Source organism: Brevibacterium sp. GP-SGM9 (genome assembly GCF_047300845.1).
Taxonomy (GTDB): domain Bacteria; phylum Actinomycetota; class Actinomycetes; order Actinomycetales; family Brevibacteriaceae; genus Brevibacterium.
Genome location: NZ_CP178563.1, coordinates 3,595,000 through 3,614,076 on the forward strand (window position 1 = coordinate 3,595,000; position 19,077 = coordinate 3,614,076).

The following is a 19,077-nucleotide window of genomic DNA, read 5'->3' on the forward strand; positions in this document are numbered from 1 at the left end:
CCTCAGCCCCACCTCGGCGACTGTGAACTTCATCAGATCGCAACACACGCCACGCCGCCTCCCCGAACATCACGGAACTGTTACGTACAGTGGAAGCGGCCGAGCCATCCGCGACATGATTGAAGACCCTCTTGATCAAATTCGACTCCGTTTCGAAGTCCTACGACACACGCTCCCGCAAGGCACTCGACGACATCACGTTCGAGGCTGATCGCGGGGAGTTCGTGTTCCTCGTCGGCGCCTCGGGCTCGGGTAAGTCCACGGTCATCCGCCTCATCCTGCGTGAAGAGGTGCCCACGACCGGACGGATCCACATCGCCGGGAAATCGGTCGTGAAGATGCCCAGCTGGAAGGTCCCCTACCTGCGGCGCGGCATCGGGACGGTGTTCCAGGACTTCCGGCTGCTGCCGAACAAGACCGTCTTCGCCAACGTCGCCTTCGCCCTCCAGGTCATCGGCAAGTCACGGGCGGCCATGTCGACCCTGGTCCCCGACGTCCTCGAGACCGTCGGCCTGGCCGGCAAGGAGAAGCGGTACCCCAACGAACTCTCCGGCGGCGAGCAGCAGCGCGTGGCGATCGCCCGCGCCGTGGTCAACAAGCCGGGGATCCTGCTCGCCGATGAGCCCACCGGCAACCTCGACCCCACCACCAGCGCGGACATCATGAACGTGCTCGAGAAGATCAACCGCAACGGAACCACGGTGCTCATGGCCACCCACGACGGAGAGATCGTCAACCGGATGCGCAGACGCGTCATCGAACTGCGCGAGGGAACAATCGTCCGCGACGTCGAACAGGGCACCTACGGAGTCGCCTCATGAGGGCCGGATTCGTCCTCTCGGAGGTCCTCTCGGGGTGTAAGAAGAACTTCTCCATGGTTCTCTCCGTCATCCTCGTGACCTTCGTGTCACTGCTCTTCGTCGGTGCCGCGATCTTGCTTCAGATGCAGGTCGGGCAGATGAAGGATTACTGGTACGACCGCGTGCAGGTCTCCGTGTTCCTGTGCCCGCCGGACTCCGAGGCGACGAACTGCGTCGAAGGTGAGGCCAGCGAGGATCAGAAGGCGAACATCAAGGCCGAGCTCGAAAGCTCCGACCTCGCGCCCTATGTCGACGAGGTCTACTTCGAGGACAAGGCCGAAGCCTACGAGCACTTCCAGGACCAGTTCAAGGGCACGAGCCTCGAAGGCACCGTCCCCGAGGACGAGATGAACGAGTCCTTCCGGGTCAAGCTCAAGGACGCCGAGAAGTACGACATCATCAAGGAGTCCTTCTCCTCCACCCAGGGCGTCGAGGAGGTCGTCGACCAGAATCAGCTGCTCGACCGGCTCTTCGGGGTGCTCAACATCGCCACCGTCGTGGCCGTCGCCATCGCCGGAATCATGCTCATCTGCGCGATGTTGCTCATCGCCACGACGATCCGCCTCTCCGCGTTCTCCAGACGCCGGGAGACCGGCATCATGCGCCTGGTGGGAGCGTCGAACGCCTTCATCCAACTCCCGTTCCTGCTTGAAGGCGTGATCGCCGCGGCCGTCGGCGCGACCCTGTCGGCCGGGGCGCTGGGACTCCTCGTCCACTTCGGCGTCAGCGGGTGGCTGCAGAGCCAGGCGACCGGGTTCAGTCTCATCTCCGGTGCCGATGTGCTAATCGTCGCCCCGATCCTCATCGTCATCGGCGTGATCATGGCCGGTGCCTCCTCCCTGATCACCCTGAACAAGTACACGAAGGTCTGAGATGAAGCGCAGACTGGGACTGATCATCACCGCGGCCGCGCTGGCGCTGGTTCTGCCGGTCACCTCGGCGGTGGCTGATCCTCGCGATGACAAGGGCAAGGTCGACGAACGCGTCAAGGAGCTCCAGCAGGAGTTTGAAGGACTGGACGAGGAGCTCGCCCGGGTCATCGCCGAACGCGACGAGGCGCAGGACAAGCTGCCCGACGCCGAGGCGGAGTCGAAGGCCGCCGACGACGCCCTGTCCGAGGCGATCCAGAAGGACGACGACATGGCCGCCCGTCTGACCTCGGCGGAGAACGCCCAGTCGAGCCTCAAGGACTCGATCAAGGAAGGCGCCGAGGAGATCGAGAAGCACAAGGCCTCAGCGGCCCGAATCGGTCGGCAGGCCTACCAGAACTCCGGGATCACCTCGGACCTGGCGATGCTGCTGCAGATGGCCGAGGGCACGAGCGCCGACGGCGGAATCGGCCGGGTCGACTCGGCCGTGCGGTCCCAGCAGCGCACGATCGACACGCTCTCGGATCAGCGCGCGGTCAACGAGAACAACGAGGAGCGGCTCTCGGGCGTGACCGAGGAGATCTCCGATCTCAAGGACGAAGCCGCCGAGGCGGTGCTGGCCAAGGAGGCCGCGCAGGTCGATGCGAAGAAGAAGGCCGACGACCTCAACAACCTGATCTCGGCGAAGGACGAGGCCGAGAAGACGATCTCGGACAACAAGGCCTCGACCGAGGAGCAGCTGGCCAAGGAGAAGGACGAGCAGGACGCCCTGGCCAAGAAGGTCCGCGAATGGGAGAAGGAGCAGGAGAAGAAGGGCAACTTCACCTACGGCGACGGCGTCCTGGCCAATCCGGCCAAGGGCTACCCCATCACCTCGCCCTTCGGCTACCGCGTCCACCCGATCACGGGGGCCAGGAAGCTGCACTCCGGCACCGACTTCGGTGTGCCCTGCGGAACCCCGATCCATGCCGCCGGCGACGGGGTCGTCGTCGGGGCCGGCTGGACCGGAGGCTACGGCAACCGCGTGGTCATCTCCCACGGCAAGATCAAGGGCGACTCGATCGCCTCGACATACAACCACAACACGAAGGTCAAGGTCCACGCCGGTCAGAAGGTGAAGAAGGGCGACGTCATCTCGGTCTCCGGAACCACGGGCGCCTCGACCGGCTGCCACCTCCACTTCGAGATCATGAAGAACGGCGGCTACGTCAACCCCATGCCCTACATCTCCTGACGACTACCTGGCGGGGTCCCAGCAACCTGGCGCCACGTTGCTGGAACCCCGCCAGGTAGCAGTGAGGGGCGGAGCTGAGGGATGAGCTCGCCGAGGCGGGGGAGCGGGTGCACGGCTGTCGTCTTTCGTGGATGGCCGGGGTGCGTTAAACTTGTGGGTCTGTGCGTTCGCGCGGTCTCTGGTTCTCTGAGGGCCGGATCGTGGACGCGGAGGATGGCCGAATGACGAGCAGAGAGGAGGCCGGATATGCCGAAGGACACTGGCAAGAAGATCATTGCACGCAACCGCAAGGCGCGCCACGACTATCACATCGAAGACACGTGGGAGGCCGGCCTCGTGCTCACCGGAACCGAGGTGAAGTCGCTGCGTGAGGGCAGGGCTTCGCTGACCGACGGGTTCGCTCTCATCTTCCAGAACGAGGCCTGGTTGGAGAACGTCTACATTCCCGAATACATGCAGGGAACCTGGACGAACCATACCGCCCGCCGGCGTCGGAAGCTGCTGCTCCACCGCGAGGAGATCCTCAAGATCTCGCAGAAGGTCAAGGAGTCCGGGCGCACACTCGTGCCGCTCGAGCTCTACTTCGACGGGTCCCGGGTCAAGGTCGAGATCGCCTTGGCCCGCGGTAAGCGTGAGTGGGACAAGCGTCAGGCTCTGCGCGAAGCGCAGGACAAGCGCGAGGCCGAACGCGCAATGAAGTCCAAGCAGTTCCTGTAGGACTTCAGGAGGACTCTGCGGTCGCCGCACTGCCGCGCAAACGGGGCCGGGAATACGATTGGCCCAGCCCGCGTTCTACGAGTATGCTGGTGTTCCTGTCCAGCCGAGAAGCCCGCGGAAACGCGGGGGCCAGAGCAGGACAGGATTGGTAACAGAATATGGGGATGATCGGTTTCGACGTTGGACACTGCGTCGGGAGAAGCGGGCCGAGAATGCAGAGTCATCTCGTTAATGTCCTCTGCAAACCAATAGGTGCTAAGTCTAACAACCGCACCGATTTCGCCCTCGCTGCCTGATAGAGCGCGAGCTGCGAATCCGTCAGCCTAGAGTTGCTTCCGCTCTAGATACTGGCGTCGCTTAGGGAGCCACTGCTTCAGATACATGTTGGGGGTATCTGAGGGACTCTTACTCAACTCCGTTCGTTGGTCTACGTGTTCGTGCGATGACCAGAACCTAAGAAACTAGTTCACGAACTGCGCCCGGAGAAGTCCTGACAATCTGCCGACGGACGCGGGTTCGATTCCCGCCATCTCCACGTTCAATCAGGCCCCGCTTGCCCAGTAAATATATGGGCAGGCGGGGCTTTTCTCATGCCGAGGAACCGCATCTGCCCTAGAATTGCCCAACCTTGATCTCGAGGGGCTGCCGGTCGATCTCAACCGGATCAGCCGACTCCCAAGCTCACGAGTTCACGCGGATGACTTCCTCCTGATAGGGCGCGATGACCGCGCCGGAGATCCGCAGGTCGAGCACGAGGAACTTCCGCTCGTCGACCGGGGCCGCCTTCCACTCCTCGACGACGTCGAGGTCCGCAAGCGTCCGCACCGCGACTCCGTGCCCACCGGCCGCGGTCCCCAAGGCCGCGAAGTCGATCTCATCGATGAGCATGGGTGACTTGTCCAGCCCCTTGAGACCGTAGAGGTTGACCTCGGCCCCATAGGCGGCGTCGTTGAACACGACCGCGATGCCGCGCCCGCCGGCCGAGCGGATCGCCGTGTCCAGGTCGGATAGGGCCATGGCTCCGCCTCCGTCGCCGGTGGTGAGCACGACAGTCGAATCGGGGTTCGCCCGGGCGGCACCGGCCACACTGTGCCAGCCCAAGCCGATCGATTGGAACGCCGTGCCGACCATGGCCAGACGATCCGGTGCGGCGGGCTCCCAGAACATGTTCGCCCACGCGATGAAGTGTCCACCGTCGGAGACGACCACACGATCCTCGGGCAGAAGCTCGCCGAGGCGGGCCGCAGCTGCACGCGGGTCCAGTCGTCCATCCTCGGCGAACTCCGTGCCGACCTCGTAGGCGCGGTCAGCGACGGTATCGACGCTCTCCCGCCACGCCGAGGCGGCCCGACCGGAACCTGAGCCGCACGCCTCCACCCGCACAGCCACCCGTGCCGCCAACTCACCTGCCGCCACCCGGGCATCGGCACGGACGAAACCGCTCACACGGGCGTTCGTCGCCCGGTCGTCGACATCGATCTGCCACACCGAGGTCGTCGGCGCGAAGAGCTCACCGAAGCGCATCGTGAACTGATTGAGCGAAGCCCCGATGACCACGGCCACATCGGCCTCCCGGATCCGCTCCATCGCACCCGGTGCCCCGAACCCGCCGGCCACGCCGAGGTCGTACTCGGCGTCGGGGAACACATTGCGTCCCAGTGCGGTCGTCGCTGTCAACGCCCCGGTCGCCTTGGCGAGACGCCCAAGTTCCTCCGAGGCCCCCGCCAACCACGCCCCGCGACCGGCGAGGAGGAACGGGCGCTGCGCCTCGGCGAGTTCAGCGGCCAGACGATCAAGGGCCGTCTGCGCGAACTCGCTCGACGGGGCCAGGGGAGTGGGCCTACCCGGGCCCGGCACCTGCGGGATTTCACCGATGTCGAGAGTCGCGACATCGTAGGGTATCGCGAGCACGACGGGCACCCGGTAGGTCAGGGCATGTTCGATGGCGGTCACGGTCGCCGCGGCCGCATCCACCCGCCCCACGGTGTAGGTGCGCACCCCGACCGCCGAGGCCATGGCGATCTGGTCGACATCCCACGGCCTGGGCCCCGATGTCGGTTCATCGCCGACGACGAGGACGAGGGGAACCTTCGCCTGGGCCGCCTCGGCGAGGGCCGTGAGCGTATTCGTGAACCCGGCACCATAGGTCGTGGTGGCGGCGGCGATGCGACCCGAGGTGCGGAAATGCGCATCAGCGGCGACGACGGCCCCGGCCTCGTGGCGGACCGCGGTGTAGTTCGCCGAGGTGGAGGTCAGCAGGGCGTCGAGGAAATAGGCGTTGCCGTTGCCCATGAGGCCGAAGACTTCATCGATGTGATGAGCGAGGGTGTGGGCGACGTGGGCGGACGTGTGCGGCATGGCAGACCTTTCAACGGTGAGATATGGAAGAGATGATCCATATATGTCTCACACGCGGTCTCCGCGGCTTCGCGCCCCTTTTTCGGGCGCCGGCTTGTCCTCAGCAACCGGTTGCGTCACTGACACCGGCCTGACCCTTCGAATATAGGTGACGCGTGCCGCCTGCGCCAGTCAGCCCCCTACCGGCTCAGGCGCTCCTTCCACTCGGCCATGACCTCCGGCGAGGTCGGCTTCGAGACGAGAGAGCCGATGACATAGCCGAGCAGCGAGGCGATGAGTCCGAGGTAGATCGCCTCATTCGCATAGATGCCCATCGTGATCATGATGACGATCGTCGTCAGGGCACCGAGGAGCATGCCGGCCATCACACCGACGATGGTGCCGCGCCTGAACACCAGCCCGCCGAGGATGGGGATGAACAGTCCCGCCACCAGCAGGTTGTAGGCCACGGTCAGCGCCTCGACGACGCTGGGCATGATCATCGCGAGGATGAGGGTGATGACGCCGAGCACGATGAGGTAGATGCGGGAATCCCTGATTTCGTCACCGGTCTCCCGGACCAGGGACCTCATCAGCGTCGACTGAGCGCCGACGTTGCCGGCGCCGTCACCAGCGCCGTTGCCGGCGCCGTCACCAGCGCCGTTGCCGGCGGCGTCGCCAGCACTCCCGCCTTCGACGGAGTCGGCTGCGTTCGTGACCGGAGTGACATCCTTGCGTGCCAGCACCGGTTCGACGATGTCCTGTCGGCACACAGTCGAGGCCGCCATGAGCGACCCCGACGCCGTCGACATCATCGCCGCCAGCGCCGCGGCGAGCACGAGTCCTGCCAACAGCGGCGACATGGCCGCATCGACGACGGCGACGAAGACATCGTCCTGGATCTCGATGCCGGGCACGATCTTCGTGGCCGCCATGCCGATGAGCGCACCGGCCACCGCGTAGAGCAGGCAGTACACGCCTGCGGAGAACCCGCCCCAGCGGGCCACACCCGGTGAGCGGGCGGTGAACACGCGCTGCCAGATGTCTTGGCCGATGAGGAGGCCGAGAGTGTAGATGAGGATGTAGCCGAGGATCGCCTGCCAGCCGATGCCCACCGGCGAGGTGTGCGACTCCGGCAAGGAGGCGAACAGCTCGCCCACGCCTCCGGACTTCGTCAGCACGATCGGGAGCATGATGAGGAAGATGCCGATGGTCTGGATGATGAACTGCACGAAGTCGGTCAACGTGATCGACCACATGCCGCCGAGCATCGAGTAGAGGATGACGATGCCGCCGCCGATGAGGACCGACCAGATCTTGTCGAGGTCGAACAGGGCGTGGAAGACCGTGGCGTAGGCGACCGTCGAGGTCGTCGAGATCATCAGGCCGTAGGCGGTCATGATCGTTCCCGACACCAGCCGTGAACCCCTCCCGTACCGGAGTTCGAGCATCTGCGAGACCGTGTAGATCTCGAGCTTCTGGATCTTCGGGGCGAACAGCAGCGAGAGCGCGATGATGCCCAGGCCGATGCTGAAGACCAGCCACATGCCCGAGAGCCCCGAGGTGTAGCCGAGCCCGACCCCGCCGATCGTCGAAGCCCCGCCGAGGACGACCGCGGACATCGTGCCCGTGTACAGCCAGCCGCCGAGGCGGCGGCCAGCGACGAGGAAATCGTCCTGATTCTTCGCCTTGAATCGGCCCCAGATGCCGAATCCCACCATGGCGGCGAGATAGATGATAACGACTAGTGAGTCCACGTCGACCCTTTCCTGTGCGGCTGTGTCTCAGCCGTTGGTGATGTGAATGGTGGTGGGGACGCCGGCCTGCAGCGCCACGGCGACTGCTTCGGGCAGCTGCTCGTCGATATCGGCGGCGTCGATGCGCACGCCGATGCCGCCCATGGATTCGCCGAGCTTCGCGAAGTCGGGACGGGCCAACCGGACCGCGAACGGTGCCATCGACCGGTCGACCATCTGCGCTTCGATCTCCGCGTAGCCGCCGTTGTCGACGATGACGAAGGGGAGCCCGAGACCCAGCTCGGCCGCGGTCATCAGCTCCTGGATGGAGAACATGGCCGCCCCGTCGCCGAGGATGCACGCCACCGGACGCGCGTCATCGGCGAGTTTGGCTCCGATGGCCGCGGGAATCCCATAGCCCAAGGTGGCGAAGCCGGGCATGTAGAGCAGCTGGTCGGGCGTGCTCGCGTGCAGCGCGTGCACGGTCCCGTCATAGGTGACCTGGGAGGAGTCCCCGGCGACGACGACGTTGCCGCCCGCACCCTGTTCGACGAGCCGGGTGACCCGAGCGCCGATCGAATCGACGTCGAAATCCCGTCCCCAGCTCTCCCGGACGGCCCGGGCGCGCTCGCCCCCGGACTCCCGCGCCGAGGTGGTTCCCCGCGCCGAGGTGGCCGCCGGGTTCCGCTCGTCCAGCTCGGCCATCAGGGCGGAGAGGAATTCGCTCGCATCCGCGCAGGCGAGGATGTCGCCGGGCAGGTTCTTGCCCAGCTGATCGGGGTCGATATCGCAGCGGATGACGAGCTGATCCGCTGCGGCGTCCCTGACTCCCACCGAGGTCTGAGCGCCGATGAGCCCGCCCCACAGATCGGAGTCGGCGAGTTCGGAACCGAGCACGATGAGCACATCGGCGGCCGCCGATTCGGCTTGGACGCTTGGGAACCGGACGTTCGACCCCAACGACAGGGGGTGGTCCTCGGGCAGGATGCCCTTGCCGTTGGCGGTCGTGGCCACCGGAGCGTCGATGCGCTCGGCGAGCTCGCGCACCGCCTGACTTGCCTTCCTGGCCCCGCCGCCGGCGACGATGAACGGGCGTGCGGCACCTGCCACAGCCTCGGCGGCGCGGGAGACGACCCGGGCATCGAGGCCCGGTGCACGTCCCGGGATGGGCTTCGGCACGCTCCCGTTCCACGCACCCTCGAGCACATCGAGGGGCACCTCGATGTGGACGGGACCCGGCCGGGCCGAAGCGAACATCGCGAACGCCTCGGCGACGGCTTGGCCCGCACCTTCGGCGGTGCGCGTGCGCTGGGAGGACACGAGCAGATGGGTCAGTGCCCCGGAGGAGTCCTTGGTCTCGTGGAGCATGCCGACATCGGCGCGCTCGAGTCCGGTGGGCACACCGGGGGAGAGGATGAGCATCGGGCGTGACTCGGCATAGGCCGTGGCCGCGGCGGTGACGACATTCGTCAGGCCCGGCCCCGAGGTCGTGATGACGACGCCCGGCTTGCCGGAGACGATGCAGTAGCCGTCCGCACCGTAGCCGGCGCCTTGTTCGTGGCGGGGCGTGATCGCCCGGATCCCGAAGTCGGGCAGGTGTCGATAGAACTCGAGATTATGCGTGCCGGGGATCCCGAAGATCGTATCGACACCGTGGGCGGCTAAGGTCTCGACGACGGCGCGACCGCCGTTGCGGAAGGACTCCGGCGCCTGGGATGGTGTGGTCGCCGGTTGGGAAGGTGTACTCATCTCAGACTCCGAGGGCATCGCCGGCGGGACCCGTCGGGCCGGTGGCACCGCCCGCCTCGGCGGCCCATAGGGACAGGATCTCGTAACCGACGTGGGCGGCGGCCAGGCCGGTCACCTCGGCGTGGTCATAGGCGGGCGCGACCTCGACGATCTCACCGCCGACGACGTTGAGTCCCTGCAACCCGCGGATCGAGTTGAGCAGCTCCCGGCTGGTCATGCCGCCGGCCTCGGGGGTGCCGGTGCCAGGTGCGGCGGCCGGATCGAGGACGTCGATGTCGATGGACAGGTAGACCGGGGCATCGCCGAGGCGCGCCCGCATCCGGGCGACGACGTCCTGGACGGAGCTGAACTGGTAGTCGTCGCTGCGGATGATCTGGAATCCGAGCACGGCATCGTCCTCGAGGTCCTTCTTGCCGTAGAGCGGACCGCGGATGCCCACGTGCATGCACGATTCGAGATCGAGCAGTCCCTCTTCGCTGGCCCGGCGGAACGGCGTGCCGTGGGTGTAGGGCGCGCCGAAGTAGGTGTCCCAGGTGTCGAGGTGGGCGTCGAAGTGGAGGACCGCGATCTTGCCGTGCGTCTTGTGCAGGGATCGCAGGTTCGGCAGGGCCAGGGTGTGGTCGCCGCCGAGAGTGAGCAGCTTCGCTCCGTCGGCGCGCAGCTCGTCGGCGTTGGCTTCGACGGTGGAGATGGCCTCTTCGATGTCGAAGGGGTTGACCCCGAGGTCACCGCAGTCGGCCACCTGCTGCCAGGTGAAGGGGTGGACGTTCGTCGCCTGGTTGTAGGGGCGCAGCAGCTTCGAGGACTGGCGGATGTGGGCCGGACCGAAGCGGGCGCCGGGGCGGTAGCTGACACCTGCGTCGAAGGGGATGCCGACGACCTTGACGTCGATCTTCTCGCCCGGACGCTGCGCCTGCACCTCGTCGATGCGCGGCAGCAGGCCGAAGGTCGGCGGCCCGGCGTAGCGCGGAGTCTTGCTGTAGTCGGCGGGGCCGAGGGGTTCCTGAGTCATGACGCTCCTTCATTCGATGCGGCATCCGGTGAGGCCGTGCTCCCGTGCGGCGGCGGCCCCGGTGATGCGGATCCTTGCTGAGAATGACATCAGCCTAGAACGTGGCCCAGGCAACACCGATATCCACAGTGGATGAATTGAAATCAGCGGGTGCCATCATGGATAGGATTGGTTCATGGTCACCCTCAATCAGCTGCTCGCCCGGACCGAACTCGCCCTCGACCTCGTCGTCGACTCTCCGTCGGCCGGGGACCGGAACGTGACGATCGTCCACTCCTCCGAACTGCCCGAGGTCGACGAGTGGCTCGCCGGGGGAGAGGTGCTGCTGACGATCGGGGTCGGACGCGACCTCGGTGCGGACACCGTGGCGGACTATCTCGCCCGGCTCAAGCGGGTCGGAGTCCACGCCTTGGGCGTCGGCCTGGGGTCGGACCTGCCCTGGCAGGAGATCCCTGAGTCCCTGATCGCCCACGCCGAGGCTGTCGGGATCGGACTCTTCGGCGTGCCCGAGCCGGTGCCCTTCGTCGCCGTCGTCGACGCCTTCACCCGGATGCGTGAGGAGGAGACGAACCGGGAGCTGCATCGGGCCAGCACCGCCGGCCGGCGATTCGCAACCACGCTGACACGGCAGGGGCCGTCCGCGCTCGTCGACGATCTGGCCGAGACCCTCGGAGCACCGGTGCTGTTCGTCTCACCGACCGGCAGGTCACTGACCGGCGGAGACGGTGCGGCCGGTGCTGCCGGCGATTGGCTGACCGGCGTCGCCCGGGCACAGGTGCGTCGAGAACTCATCGCCGAGTCGCTCAAGGCCTCGACGGCGCCGCGGCTGATCCGCACCGCGGCCGCCGAGCGCACGGACATCGTCGAAGCGGTGCCCGTCGGCGATGAGGAGGTCCGCGGGTGGATCCTCACCCCCGCCGAGGGCAGCGGCAGCTCTCGCACCCGGTCCCTTCTGCTCTCGACCGCGGCCTCGCTGCTGGGACTGAGCTTCTCCGAGCAGGCGCCGCAGCGGGAGGAGTCCGCACTGTTCACCACTCCGATGAGCGTCGCCGAAGCTCGCGCCGAATGGGTGGTCCGGACGGGGCTGGCGCCTGTGAGTCGAGCGCATCTGCGCATCTTCTCCGCGGTCCGCGGCGAACTCGCGGAGACCCTCATGTCCGATCTCTCGCCCGGGGTGCTGCCTGCTCGGGCAGGGTCGATGCTCGCGGTGATCGGCACCGGTGCGGACAGTGATGAGGAGCTGATCGATCGTGTTGCCAAGATCACCGGGGTCAAGGAGCTGGCGGAGAAGACTCTTCCGCTCACTCAGATCCATCACGCGTGGTCGCTGTGGCGGACTCAGCATGAGGCCCCCGACTCGGATGTTCGGGCGCTGCTCTCGGCGATCGACGAGGCCGCGGCCAGGCGTTTCGCCGACCGGGTCCTCGGCGGTCTTCTGGGCGCCAAGGATGCGCCGATGCTGCTGGAGACCCTGCGGGCCTTCGTCTCCGCCGGGGGAGTCCGGGATGCGGTGGCCGCCGAGCTCGGGATCCACCGGCACACGGTGCGGGCGCGCATGACCAAGATCGAGGCCCTGCTCGGTCGGGATCTCTCCCGCGCCGAGGAAGCGCAGGCGGTGGCGATCGCGCTCGAACTCGCCGAGCATTGAGGAGACTCATCCGAAGTGCTCGGCCCGGAACTCCGCGGCGATCTTGAGGACTCGGTCGAGTCCCTCCGGTGCGCCGATGCTGATGCGCACTCCGGCGCCGAGGTTGCGCACCGCGACCGCGCGGTCGACGCAGGCGTCTTCGAAGGCCTGGGACAGCTCGCCCAACGGCAGCCACACGAAGTTCGCCTGCGTCTCGGGCACGTCCCAGCCCTGGTCGCGCAGCGCCTCGGCGAACTCATCGCGGACCGCTGCGATCTGTGCGGCACGATCGAGGATCTCGTCCCAGTGGCGCAGGGACTCCAACGCGGCGGCCTGACTCATATCGGTCACACCGAAGGGGATGACCGCCTTGAGCAGTCCCTCGATCACGGGTCTCCGAGCGACGGCGTAGCCGACCCGCAGACCGGCCAGGCCGTGGGCCTTGGAGAATGTGCGCAGCAGGACGACGTTCGGGAAGTCGGCGACAAGCCCGAGACCATCGACGACGCCTTCTGCGGTCGCGAACTCCCAGTAGGCCTCATCGACGGCGACGAGCACATGCTTGGGAACCCTGGCGAGGAAGCTGCGCACCTCGTCATCGCGCAGAGCCGGACCGGTGGGATTGTTCGGGGAGCAGAGGATGATCAGGCTGGTGCGATCGGTGATGGCCGCGGCCATGGCAGCGAGATCGTGGCGACCGTCTGCGGTCAGCGGCACCTCGCAGCGCGCGGCGCCGGCGAGGCCGGTGATCTGCGGGTACATCTCGAACGACGGCCACGGGTAGATCGCCTCGGTGCCCGCGTCCGAGGTGATCTGTGTGAGTGCGACGAGCAGTTCGCTCGCCCCCGTGGTGACGATGAGTTCGTCTCTGTCCACGCCGAGGCGCTCGGAGAGTTCCGTGCGCAGCGCCAGGGCCGCGTCGTCGGGGTAGAGCGCCGGATCCTTCGCATGCGCGGTCATGGTCTCGAGCACGGCGGGCAGCGGGGTCAGGTGGTTCTCATTGGACGAGAGTTTGAACGGTTTGAGTCCCTCGACTCGCCGAGGCGGCTTCCCTGGAATGTAGGGCGGAAACGTCTCCAGCGCCGGCCGCAGACGCGGGGTGGAGACGGGGAGATCGGCGGGGTCCGGAGAAATCATGGACTCATGCTCTCACAGAGCCGCCGGCACGGACCCGTCCGGGTGCCCGGGAGCGGGAGGCGGCATCGCCGGGACGCTGTCCGGGTCACCAGGGCTTCTCGGGGGTCGACCGGCCGCCATCGCCTCCCGGACCCTGCTGCTGTTGGTTCTTCTCGGAGTTCTCGCCGCGCTCCTTGAGCTCATCGCGCTTCTTCTCGGATTCGGATTTGCCCTCATCCGAGTCGTCGGGCTTCTCATCCTCGCCCGATTCCTCACCCTGCTCGTCCTCACCGGAGTCGGAGTCGCCCTCCGACCCTTCGGAGGACTGGTCGCCGTCCTGGGAGTCATCGCCCTCGGAGTCGTCCTCCTCGGTGCCGTCCTCTTTGGCCTGCTGGCCCTGCTTCTTGTCCTCGACGCGTTCCTTCGCCTCGTCGGACTTCTGCTGTTCCTCGCTCTTCTCCGGCTGGCACTCCTCGGGAGCATCCTCGAGGGTCTTGAGCGAACGGTCGTAGAGTTCCTTCGACTGGTCCGGGTCCTGATCGGCGACCTGGTCGGCCTGCTTCTCATAGACATATGAGAGGTTGATGCGCACGGCGCATTCGTGCGCGGGAGGGGTGATCTCCAGGGCGGATTCGAGGTCGGTCTGGGCCGGGTCGAAGTCACCGACAGCGGCCTCCGCGGTCCCTCGGTTGTAGTAACCGATGTGGCGTTGGATGGGACTGAGTGTGAGGAAGGCGCTCGCGGCCTTCTTCGCACCGGGGAAGTCGTTGGAGGCGTAGCGGACCTGCGAGGCGGCGCCGAAGTACACGGTCACCGCGACATATGAGAAGGCGAGCAGGAGCACGGTGCCGACGATGAGATTGACCTTCGTGAGCAGACGCATCGTCGCCCACACGCGGGCGATGCGATTCATCTCCGACCTCCCTGTGACATGTGTTCACTGCCTCCCGGCGGTGGCCCGCTCGTCGGCACGCTGGGCTGTCCGCCGGTGCCGGGCCCGCCCGGTCGGCCTGGCCATCCCGGTCCGCCGGGTCCGCCGGGCCCACCCGGTCCACCGGGCCACCCTGACGCTCCGGGCCCACCGGGTCCGCGGGGGCCGCCTCGGCCCATGGCTGTCCGGGGCCGGCGCGGGGCGATGGCGCGCAGTCGCAGGTACTCGCGGACGCCGAAGACCATCTCCACGGCGATCCAGACGAAGACGAGGATGAGCGGGATCCAGAAGTATTCGTCGACTGTGACTCGGCCGTCTTTCTTCACCAGTGTCTGGTCGTACTCCGGGGCGGAGTAGACGCTGTCCATCGAGGTCTTTCCGTCCCGGTGGTGGTAGTCGACCTGCAGGTCAGAGGCGATACTCTTGAGGTTGCCCTCGTCGATCGTCGAGATCCCGGGATTGCCGTCACGGTCGCGGATAAAATCACCCTGGTCGCCGCCGGTGTCTCCGGTGTCCCCGGGATCGCCGAGACCCGGCTCGTCGCCGATCCCGCCACCGCCGCCGTAGCCGAAGGGCTGGGTCTCCCGCATCTTCCCACCCTGTTTCGTGCCGTAGCCGAACACGGCACCGCTGTCGATGCGGGAGGCGAAAGACGCCCAGGAGTCGGGATCCTCGGCAACGGTCTGCTCACCGTCGCCGAAGTAGAACACCAGGCTCTTGTTGTCGGGACGATCCTCCTGATTGGCCCGCATCCGCTCATCGATCTCCTGGCCCGCCTCGGTGATGGAGGAGCCGTTGGAATTTGCCGACATCTCCGGGCTGAGGACGTCCACGGCCGAGGAGAAGGCAGCATGATCAGTGGTCAGAGGCATCGCCGTCGACGCGGTCGAGGCGAAGGTGATGATGCTCAGACGAGTGCCGGGGAACTGCTTCGCGAGATCGAGCATGTCCTTCTTCACGCCTTCGAGCCGGGTTGAATCGCCGTCGTAGTTCTCGGCCGCCATCGATGTCGTCGTGTCGACGACGAAGTAGACATCGGCATTGCCTTCGTACTCCTCGGTCGAGGACTTGATGGGCACACCGGGCCTGGCCAAGGCCAGAGCCAGCACGGCGACGACGCCTATGCGCACGAACCACTTCCACCGGGGTCCGTCGCCCCGAACGGCCGGGATGATGCAGATGGTCAGCAGGGCGAGGACGAGGAATCCCCAGCCGAACCAGGTGAAGACGGGGTCGAAGGTCATGATTTCGTCCTCCACGCCAGCACGAAGATCCCGGCCAGACCGAAGACCGCGAGACCGAGGGGAACCGCGGGCATGTCATGGACGATCGTGTACGAACGGCCGGGAGTGTTCTCCGCCTCCTGGCTCTGGATCTCGGCGACGATGCGATCGATCGTCGAGGCCGAACCCATGTCGAACTGTTTGCCTCCGGTCCGGTCGGACACCGACTTGAGCTCCTTGGTCTGAGTGTTCGTGAGCACCGAGGGCGGGGACAGACTGTAGACCCTGACCTTCGAATCCACGGCGATCTGCGCCGCCTCGTCGAGTTCGAACAGAGGCTCGCCGGCGAGCATGTTGTCGGTGGCGAAGACGATCGAGCGGGACCGATCCTCGTCCTGGCGGTCGAAGTTGTCGATGCAGGACACGAGTCCGTCGCCGATGAGCGAAGAGCCGCCGATGTGCGGCGGTGAGGTCGACCAGGAATAGTCCGTGCCCTCCGAACCCCAGGAGCGGAAGCCCTCCTCGGCCTCCTCGAGGTAGTTCTCCACCATGTCGTAGTCATCGGTGAGCGGGAAGGCCGACACCGCGGTGGCATTGAACACGGTCATGCCGATGCGTTCTCCGTCGAAGCGGTCGACGAGTTCCTGATAGGCCTGCAGCAGGTCCGCGTCATAGCCGAGCATGGAACCGGAGACATCGAGGCAGAGCATGACATCGCGCAGCTTCTTCTCCGGATTCACCGTCTCGATCCACGCGGGCCGCGCGACGCCGACCAGGGCGGAGACGCCGGTGAGCATGATGACACCGAGGAACGCCACGGTCATGATCAGCCGTGTGCGCATGGCGCGACGGAAGCTGGGCAGACTCGTCATCCGGCCGCTGTGGGCGACCGCCAGCGAGGACTCCGTGGCCTTCGGGCGGCGGAAGAAAAAGACGGCGAGCGCTGCGAGGACGAGGAGGATGAGCGCCACCCACCAGAACATCAGGACCATCGGGTCACCAACTTCCTGGCTCCGGCGATCTGTTCGCGCAGATCTCCGGTCTCCACCTCGGCGAATTCGGCTTCGTAGAGCCCGGAGAGGGAATCGGCGAGATCGTCGAGCCCGGCCACCGCGGCATCGCGGTAGGTCAGATGCTCCGCCTTGACGCCCCAGGCGTCACCGGCGAACTCGCGAACGATCTTCGCGAGATCCCGAGCCGAATCCCGCACATCGGCCTCACCCGTCGACAGCTGCGTCTCCACCTCGGCGATTCGAGACATATAGGTGCTGCGCACGGGGATGGGGATCCGGGGGCGCGATTTCACCGTGGAGCCGGCGGCGACGCGGATCAGCGGGGCGAAGAGGTTGAGGACCGCGGCAAGGAGGATCAGACCGGCGGCGAGATACCACCAGGGTGAGAGCTCCAGGGGCCCGACGAGTTCAGCGGGGCCCACGGCGATGCCTCAGCAGGAGTGTGTGGAGACGACCGAGCGCCTCATCGGGGTGGGAAATCTCCGTGTGGGAGATCCCGAGCTTCGCGAGCAGGTCGATGCGCTGCTGACGGCGGGCCGCCTCGGCGCGGGCGAACTCCTCGTGCACGGCCGGCTTGGTCATCACCGAGGTCGGCAGGCCGACCTGCGGGCGGGCGACGTCATAGGGCGCCGAAGCGGCCTGCAGTCCGGCGAGATCCGCATCGGTGATCGTCAGCCACAGCATCTCGTGCTGCGCGCGCAGTCGTTTGATCGTCGCCTCTTCGACCGGACCCAAGGGAGCCTGATCGGAGATGACGACGACGAGCATCCGATGGCTGATATGACCGGCGATCCACTGCAGCTGCTCGTTGATGGAGCCGTCCGCGGCGGTTCCGGACTCGGCGAGGATCTGCTGGAGGAGATGTTCGAGGTGGGCCTCGCTGCCTTTGCGCGGTGAGGCCGTCGTGTGTTCGGCGTTGCCGTGGACGAGCATGACGTCATCGCCGTGGCGGACTGCGAGGTAGCCGGTCATTCCGGCCATGAGGATCGCCAGCTGGCGTTTGTCGACTCCGGCCGAGGACACCGCGTCGAAGTTCCGCGAGGTGTCGACGACGAGGGCGAGGATGTGACGGCGATGGGCGACATAGCGTTTGACAAGTGGCTCGGAATGGCGGGCCGTGGCCTTCCAGTCGATGTCGCGGATCTCGTCGCCGGGAATGTAGTCGCGCAGGTCGTCGAAGTCGAGGCTGTGGCCGTGGAAGACCGAGGAGTAGTCACCGTCGAGGAGCCTGCGGGTCCGACGGTGGGCGTGGATGGTCATCCGCGCCTTGATCCGATTGAGCAGAGCAGTCATCGCCGCAGCCGATCAGGGGGTGGGCACGGCCATGAGGAGGGCATCGACGACCTGGGCACTCGTGATGTTCTCTGCGGCGGCTTCGAAATTGAGCTGGATGCGGTGGGCAAGGACTCGGTGGGCGAGGTCCTTGATGTCCTCGGGGATGACGTAGTTGCGTCCGCGGATCATCGCCAGGGCGCGTCCGGCATTCGTGAAGGCGATCGAGGCGCGGGGGCTGGCGCCGTACTCGATATAGGGAGCGAGCCGGCCGAGGTACTTGCCGGTCTCGCGCGTGCCGTGGACGAGTTCGACGAGGTAGCGGGTGATGGAGGGATCGATGTAGATGGTGCGGGCATAGCGCTGCATCGTCACGACGTCCTCGAGGGTGCACGAGGGCTCGGGCACCGAGTCCTTGTCGAAGACTCCCGAATCGAGACGGGAGAGGATCTCGACCTCCTCGCCCGGGTTCGGGTGGGTGAGCAGGTCCTTGATCATGAAGCGGTCGAGCTGAGCCTCGGGCAGCTGGTATGTGCCCTCCTGCTCGATCGGGTTCTGGGTGGCCATGACGAGGAAGGGACGGGGGAGTTCGAAGCGCTGACCGCCGATCGTCGTCTGCTTCTCCTGCATCGCCTCGAGCATCGCCGACTGCGTCTTCGCCGAGGAGCGGTTGATCTCGTCGAGGAGGACGATGTTGGCATGCACCGGGCCGAGCACTGTATTGAAGGAGCCTTCGTGTGCGTTGTAGATCTGCGAGCCGATGATGTCGGCCGGCAGCAGGTCGGGGGTGCACTGGATGCGGGAGAACTTCCCGTCCACGGCATTGGCCAGGGCCGCCGCCGCGGTGGTCTTCGCCAGACCGGGAACGCTCTCGAGGAGGAGGTGGCCGCTGGAGAGGAGACCGATGAGCAGGGACTCGCGCAGACGCTGCTGTCCGACGACGAAGCGGTCGAGATAGGATTCGAGGCCCTTGAGGATGGTCTGCGCGTGGGCGATCTCCTGAGTGTTGGCGGGTGCGGTTGCCGTCATTGTGGGGCCTCTCGAGTCCGTGCGTGCTGTTCTTACAAGCATATGGGCAGAGGCTGGCATGAGTCTGGGCGACGACGTGTCAGTGCTGACACATCCCGTCGCCGAGGTTGTCGTGCCCTCCCACTACAGGAGACCTGCCGATCGGGCCATGTCAGTGCCGAGCGATAGCGTGGGCGACAGCGGTGGAAGAGAGACGCGAAAGGAGGTGGGGACATGCTGAGGACGACACACCCACAGAGCAAAAATTTTCCTGTGGACAGCGGTGGAAAACCAGCGACGAAAACTGCTCCGTTTTCGCCTCTCCGGCCGGAGTCGCCAGTGTCCTCGCAGGTGATGGAACTACATCACTGTC

Annotated in this window: 16 protein-coding genes and 1 other RNA gene; 6 read left to right on the forward strand and 11 right to left on the reverse strand. The window is 66.3% G+C overall.

Annotation, left to right across the window (positions count from 1 at the left end; genetic code table 11):
* The first annotated feature begins 131 nt into the window (after positions 1-131).
* The 5 genes from ftsE (at position 132) to ssrA (ending at position 4,218) form a co-directional block, all read left to right on the forward strand.
* Complete coding sequence (gene ftsE, locus ACH82I_RS16065; RefSeq protein ID WP_413334064.1) at positions 132-821, forward strand: cell division ATP-binding protein FtsE; 690 nt, start codon at positions 132-134, stop codon at positions 819-821.
* A complete protein-coding gene (ftsX, locus tag ACH82I_RS16070) occupies positions 818-1,732 on the forward strand; it encodes a permease-like cell division protein FtsX (protein ID WP_413334066.1) in 915 nt (304 codons plus the stop codon). The genes ftsE and ftsX overlap by 4 nt, the downstream gene beginning before the upstream one ends.
* Position 1,733: 1 nt before the next feature.
* Positions 1,734-2,963 carry a peptidoglycan DD-metalloendopeptidase family protein gene (locus ACH82I_RS16075; RefSeq protein ID WP_413334068.1) on the forward strand — a complete coding sequence of 410 codons (1,230 nt, stop codon included), beginning with the start codon at positions 1,734-1,736 and terminating at the stop codon, positions 2,961-2,963.
* Positions 2,964-3,209: 246 nt separating this feature from the next.
* Positions 3,210-3,680: an SsrA-binding protein SmpB gene (gene smpB / locus ACH82I_RS16080; protein WP_413334070.1), complete on the forward strand. Its 471-nt coding sequence runs from the start codon at positions 3,210-3,212 to the stop codon at positions 3,678-3,680.
* Between the two features lie 160 nt (positions 3,681-3,840).
* Positions 3,841-4,218: a transfer-messenger RNA gene (gene ssrA, locus ACH82I_RS16085) on the forward strand.
* Between the two features lie 143 nt (positions 4,219-4,361).
* Here the strand turns inward: ssrA and ACH82I_RS16090 are convergent.
* From ACH82I_RS16090 to speB, 4 genes are all read right to left on the reverse strand, one after another.
* Positions 4,362-6,038, reverse strand: a complete 1,677-nt coding sequence (locus ACH82I_RS16090) for a thiamine pyrophosphate-binding protein (protein WP_413334072.1) — start codon at positions 6,036-6,038, stop codon at positions 4,362-4,364.
* 179 nt (positions 6,039-6,217) lie between these two features.
* Positions 6,218-7,774 carry a sodium:solute symporter gene (locus tag ACH82I_RS16095; RefSeq protein ID WP_413334074.1) on the reverse strand — a complete coding sequence of 519 codons (1,557 nt, stop codon included), beginning with the start codon at positions 7,772-7,774 and terminating at the stop codon, positions 6,218-6,220.
* Positions 7,775-7,801: 27 nt separating this feature from the next.
* On the reverse strand, positions 7,802-9,502 hold the full coding sequence (locus ACH82I_RS16100; RefSeq protein WP_413334076.1) for a thiamine pyrophosphate-binding protein: 1,701 nt from the start codon (positions 9,500-9,502) through the stop codon (positions 7,802-7,804).
* A 1-nt stretch (position 9,503) separates the two neighbouring features.
* The gene (gene speB, locus ACH82I_RS16105; protein WP_413334078.1) at positions 9,504-10,514 is read right to left on the reverse strand and encodes an agmatinase; all 1,011 of its coding nucleotides are present in this window, start codon (positions 10,512-10,514) and stop codon (positions 9,504-9,506) included.
* A gap of 175 nt (positions 10,515-10,689) precedes the next feature.
* On the opposite strand from speB, the gene ACH82I_RS16110 reads away from it, so the two are divergent.
* A complete protein-coding gene (locus ACH82I_RS16110) occupies positions 10,690-12,162 on the forward strand; it encodes a PucR family transcriptional regulator (RefSeq protein ID WP_413334080.1) in 1,473 nt (490 codons plus the stop codon).
* A 6-nt stretch (positions 12,163-12,168) separates the two neighbouring features.
* Here the strand turns inward: ACH82I_RS16110 and ACH82I_RS16115 are convergent, their stop codons facing one another.
* The 7 genes from ACH82I_RS16115 to ACH82I_RS16145 form a co-directional block, all read right to left on the reverse strand.
* A complete protein-coding gene (locus ACH82I_RS16115) occupies positions 12,169-13,278 on the reverse strand; it encodes a histidinol-phosphate transaminase (RefSeq protein WP_413334082.1) in 1,110 nt (369 codons plus the stop codon).
* Between the two features lie 85 nt (positions 13,279-13,363).
* Positions 13,364-14,170, reverse strand: a complete 807-nt coding sequence (locus ACH82I_RS16120) for a hypothetical protein (protein WP_413334084.1) — start codon at positions 14,168-14,170, stop codon at positions 13,364-13,366.
* Entirely contained in the window at positions 14,167-15,432 is a 1,266-nt protein-coding gene (locus ACH82I_RS16125; protein ID WP_413334086.1) for a vWA domain-containing protein, read from the reverse strand. Before ACH82I_RS16125 ends, ACH82I_RS16120 begins: the two co-directional genes overlap by 4 nt.
* Positions 15,429-16,403 carry a vWA domain-containing protein gene (locus ACH82I_RS16130; protein ID WP_413334087.1) on the reverse strand — a complete coding sequence of 325 codons (975 nt, stop codon included), beginning with the start codon at positions 16,401-16,403 and terminating at the stop codon, positions 15,429-15,431. Before ACH82I_RS16130 ends, ACH82I_RS16125 begins: the two co-directional genes overlap by 4 nt.
* Entirely contained in the window at positions 16,394-16,846 is a 453-nt protein-coding gene (locus ACH82I_RS16135) for a hypothetical protein (protein ID WP_413334089.1), read from the reverse strand. Before ACH82I_RS16135 ends, ACH82I_RS16130 begins: the two co-directional genes overlap by 10 nt.
* Positions 16,833-17,717: a DUF58 domain-containing protein gene (locus ACH82I_RS16140; protein WP_413334091.1), complete on the reverse strand. Its 885-nt coding sequence runs from the start codon at positions 17,715-17,717 to the stop codon at positions 16,833-16,835. The genes ACH82I_RS16135 and ACH82I_RS16140 overlap by 14 nt, the downstream gene beginning before the upstream one ends.
* A gap of 12 nt (positions 17,718-17,729) precedes the next feature.
* Positions 17,730-18,725 (reverse strand): AAA family ATPase, encoded by a 996-nt coding sequence (locus tag ACH82I_RS16145; RefSeq protein ID WP_230744880.1) that lies wholly within the window; start codon positions 18,723-18,725, stop codon positions 17,730-17,732.
* Positions 18,726-19,077: the final 352 nt, after the last annotated feature.

What these genes read in the sequence shown, in the direction of transcription:
- ftsX (WP_413334066.1), top strand. Translation starts at nt 818, where the DNA reads ATGAGGGCCGGATTCGTCCTCTCGGAGGTCCTCTCGGGGTGTAAGAAG.
- ACH82I_RS16075 (WP_413334068.1), top strand. Translation starts at nt 1,734, where the DNA reads ATGAAGCGCAGACTGGGACTGATCATCACCGCGGCCGCGCTGGCGCTG.
- smpB (WP_413334070.1), top strand. Translation starts at nt 3,210, where the DNA reads ATGCCGAAGGACACTGGCAAGAAGATCATTGCACGCAACCGCAAGGCG.
- ACH82I_RS16090 (WP_413334072.1), bottom strand. Translation starts at nt 6,038, where the DNA reads ATGCCGCACACGTCCGCCCACGTCGCCCACACCCTCGCTCATCACATC.
- ACH82I_RS16100 (WP_413334076.1), bottom strand. Translation starts at nt 9,502, where the DNA reads ATGAGTACACCTTCCCAACCGGCGACCACACCATCCCAGGCGCCGGAG.
- speB (WP_413334078.1), bottom strand. Translation starts at nt 10,514, where the DNA reads ATGACTCAGGAACCCCTCGGCCCCGCCGACTACAGCAAGACTCCGCGC.
- ACH82I_RS16110 (WP_413334080.1), top strand. Translation starts at nt 10,690, where the DNA reads ATGGTCACCCTCAATCAGCTGCTCGCCCGGACCGAACTCGCCCTCGAC.
- ACH82I_RS16115 (WP_413334082.1), bottom strand. Translation starts at nt 13,278, where the DNA reads ATGATTTCTCCGGACCCCGCCGATCTCCCCGTCTCCACCCCGCGTCTG.
- ACH82I_RS16120 (WP_413334084.1), bottom strand. Translation starts at nt 14,170, where the DNA reads ATGAATCGCATCGCCCGCGTGTGGGCGACGATGCGTCTGCTCACGAAG.
- ACH82I_RS16125 (WP_413334086.1), bottom strand. Translation starts at nt 15,432, where the DNA reads ATGACCTTCGACCCCGTCTTCACCTGGTTCGGCTGGGGATTCCTCGTC.
- ACH82I_RS16130 (WP_413334087.1), bottom strand. Translation starts at nt 16,403, where the DNA reads ATGGTCCTGATGTTCTGGTGGGTGGCGCTCATCCTCCTCGTCCTCGCA.
- ACH82I_RS16140 (WP_413334091.1), bottom strand. Translation starts at nt 17,717, where the DNA reads ATGACTGCTCTGCTCAATCGGATCAAGGCGCGGATGACCATCCACGCC.
- ACH82I_RS16145 (WP_230744880.1), bottom strand. Translation starts at nt 18,725, where the DNA reads ATGACGGCAACCGCACCCGCCAACACTCAGGAGATCGCCCACGCGCAG.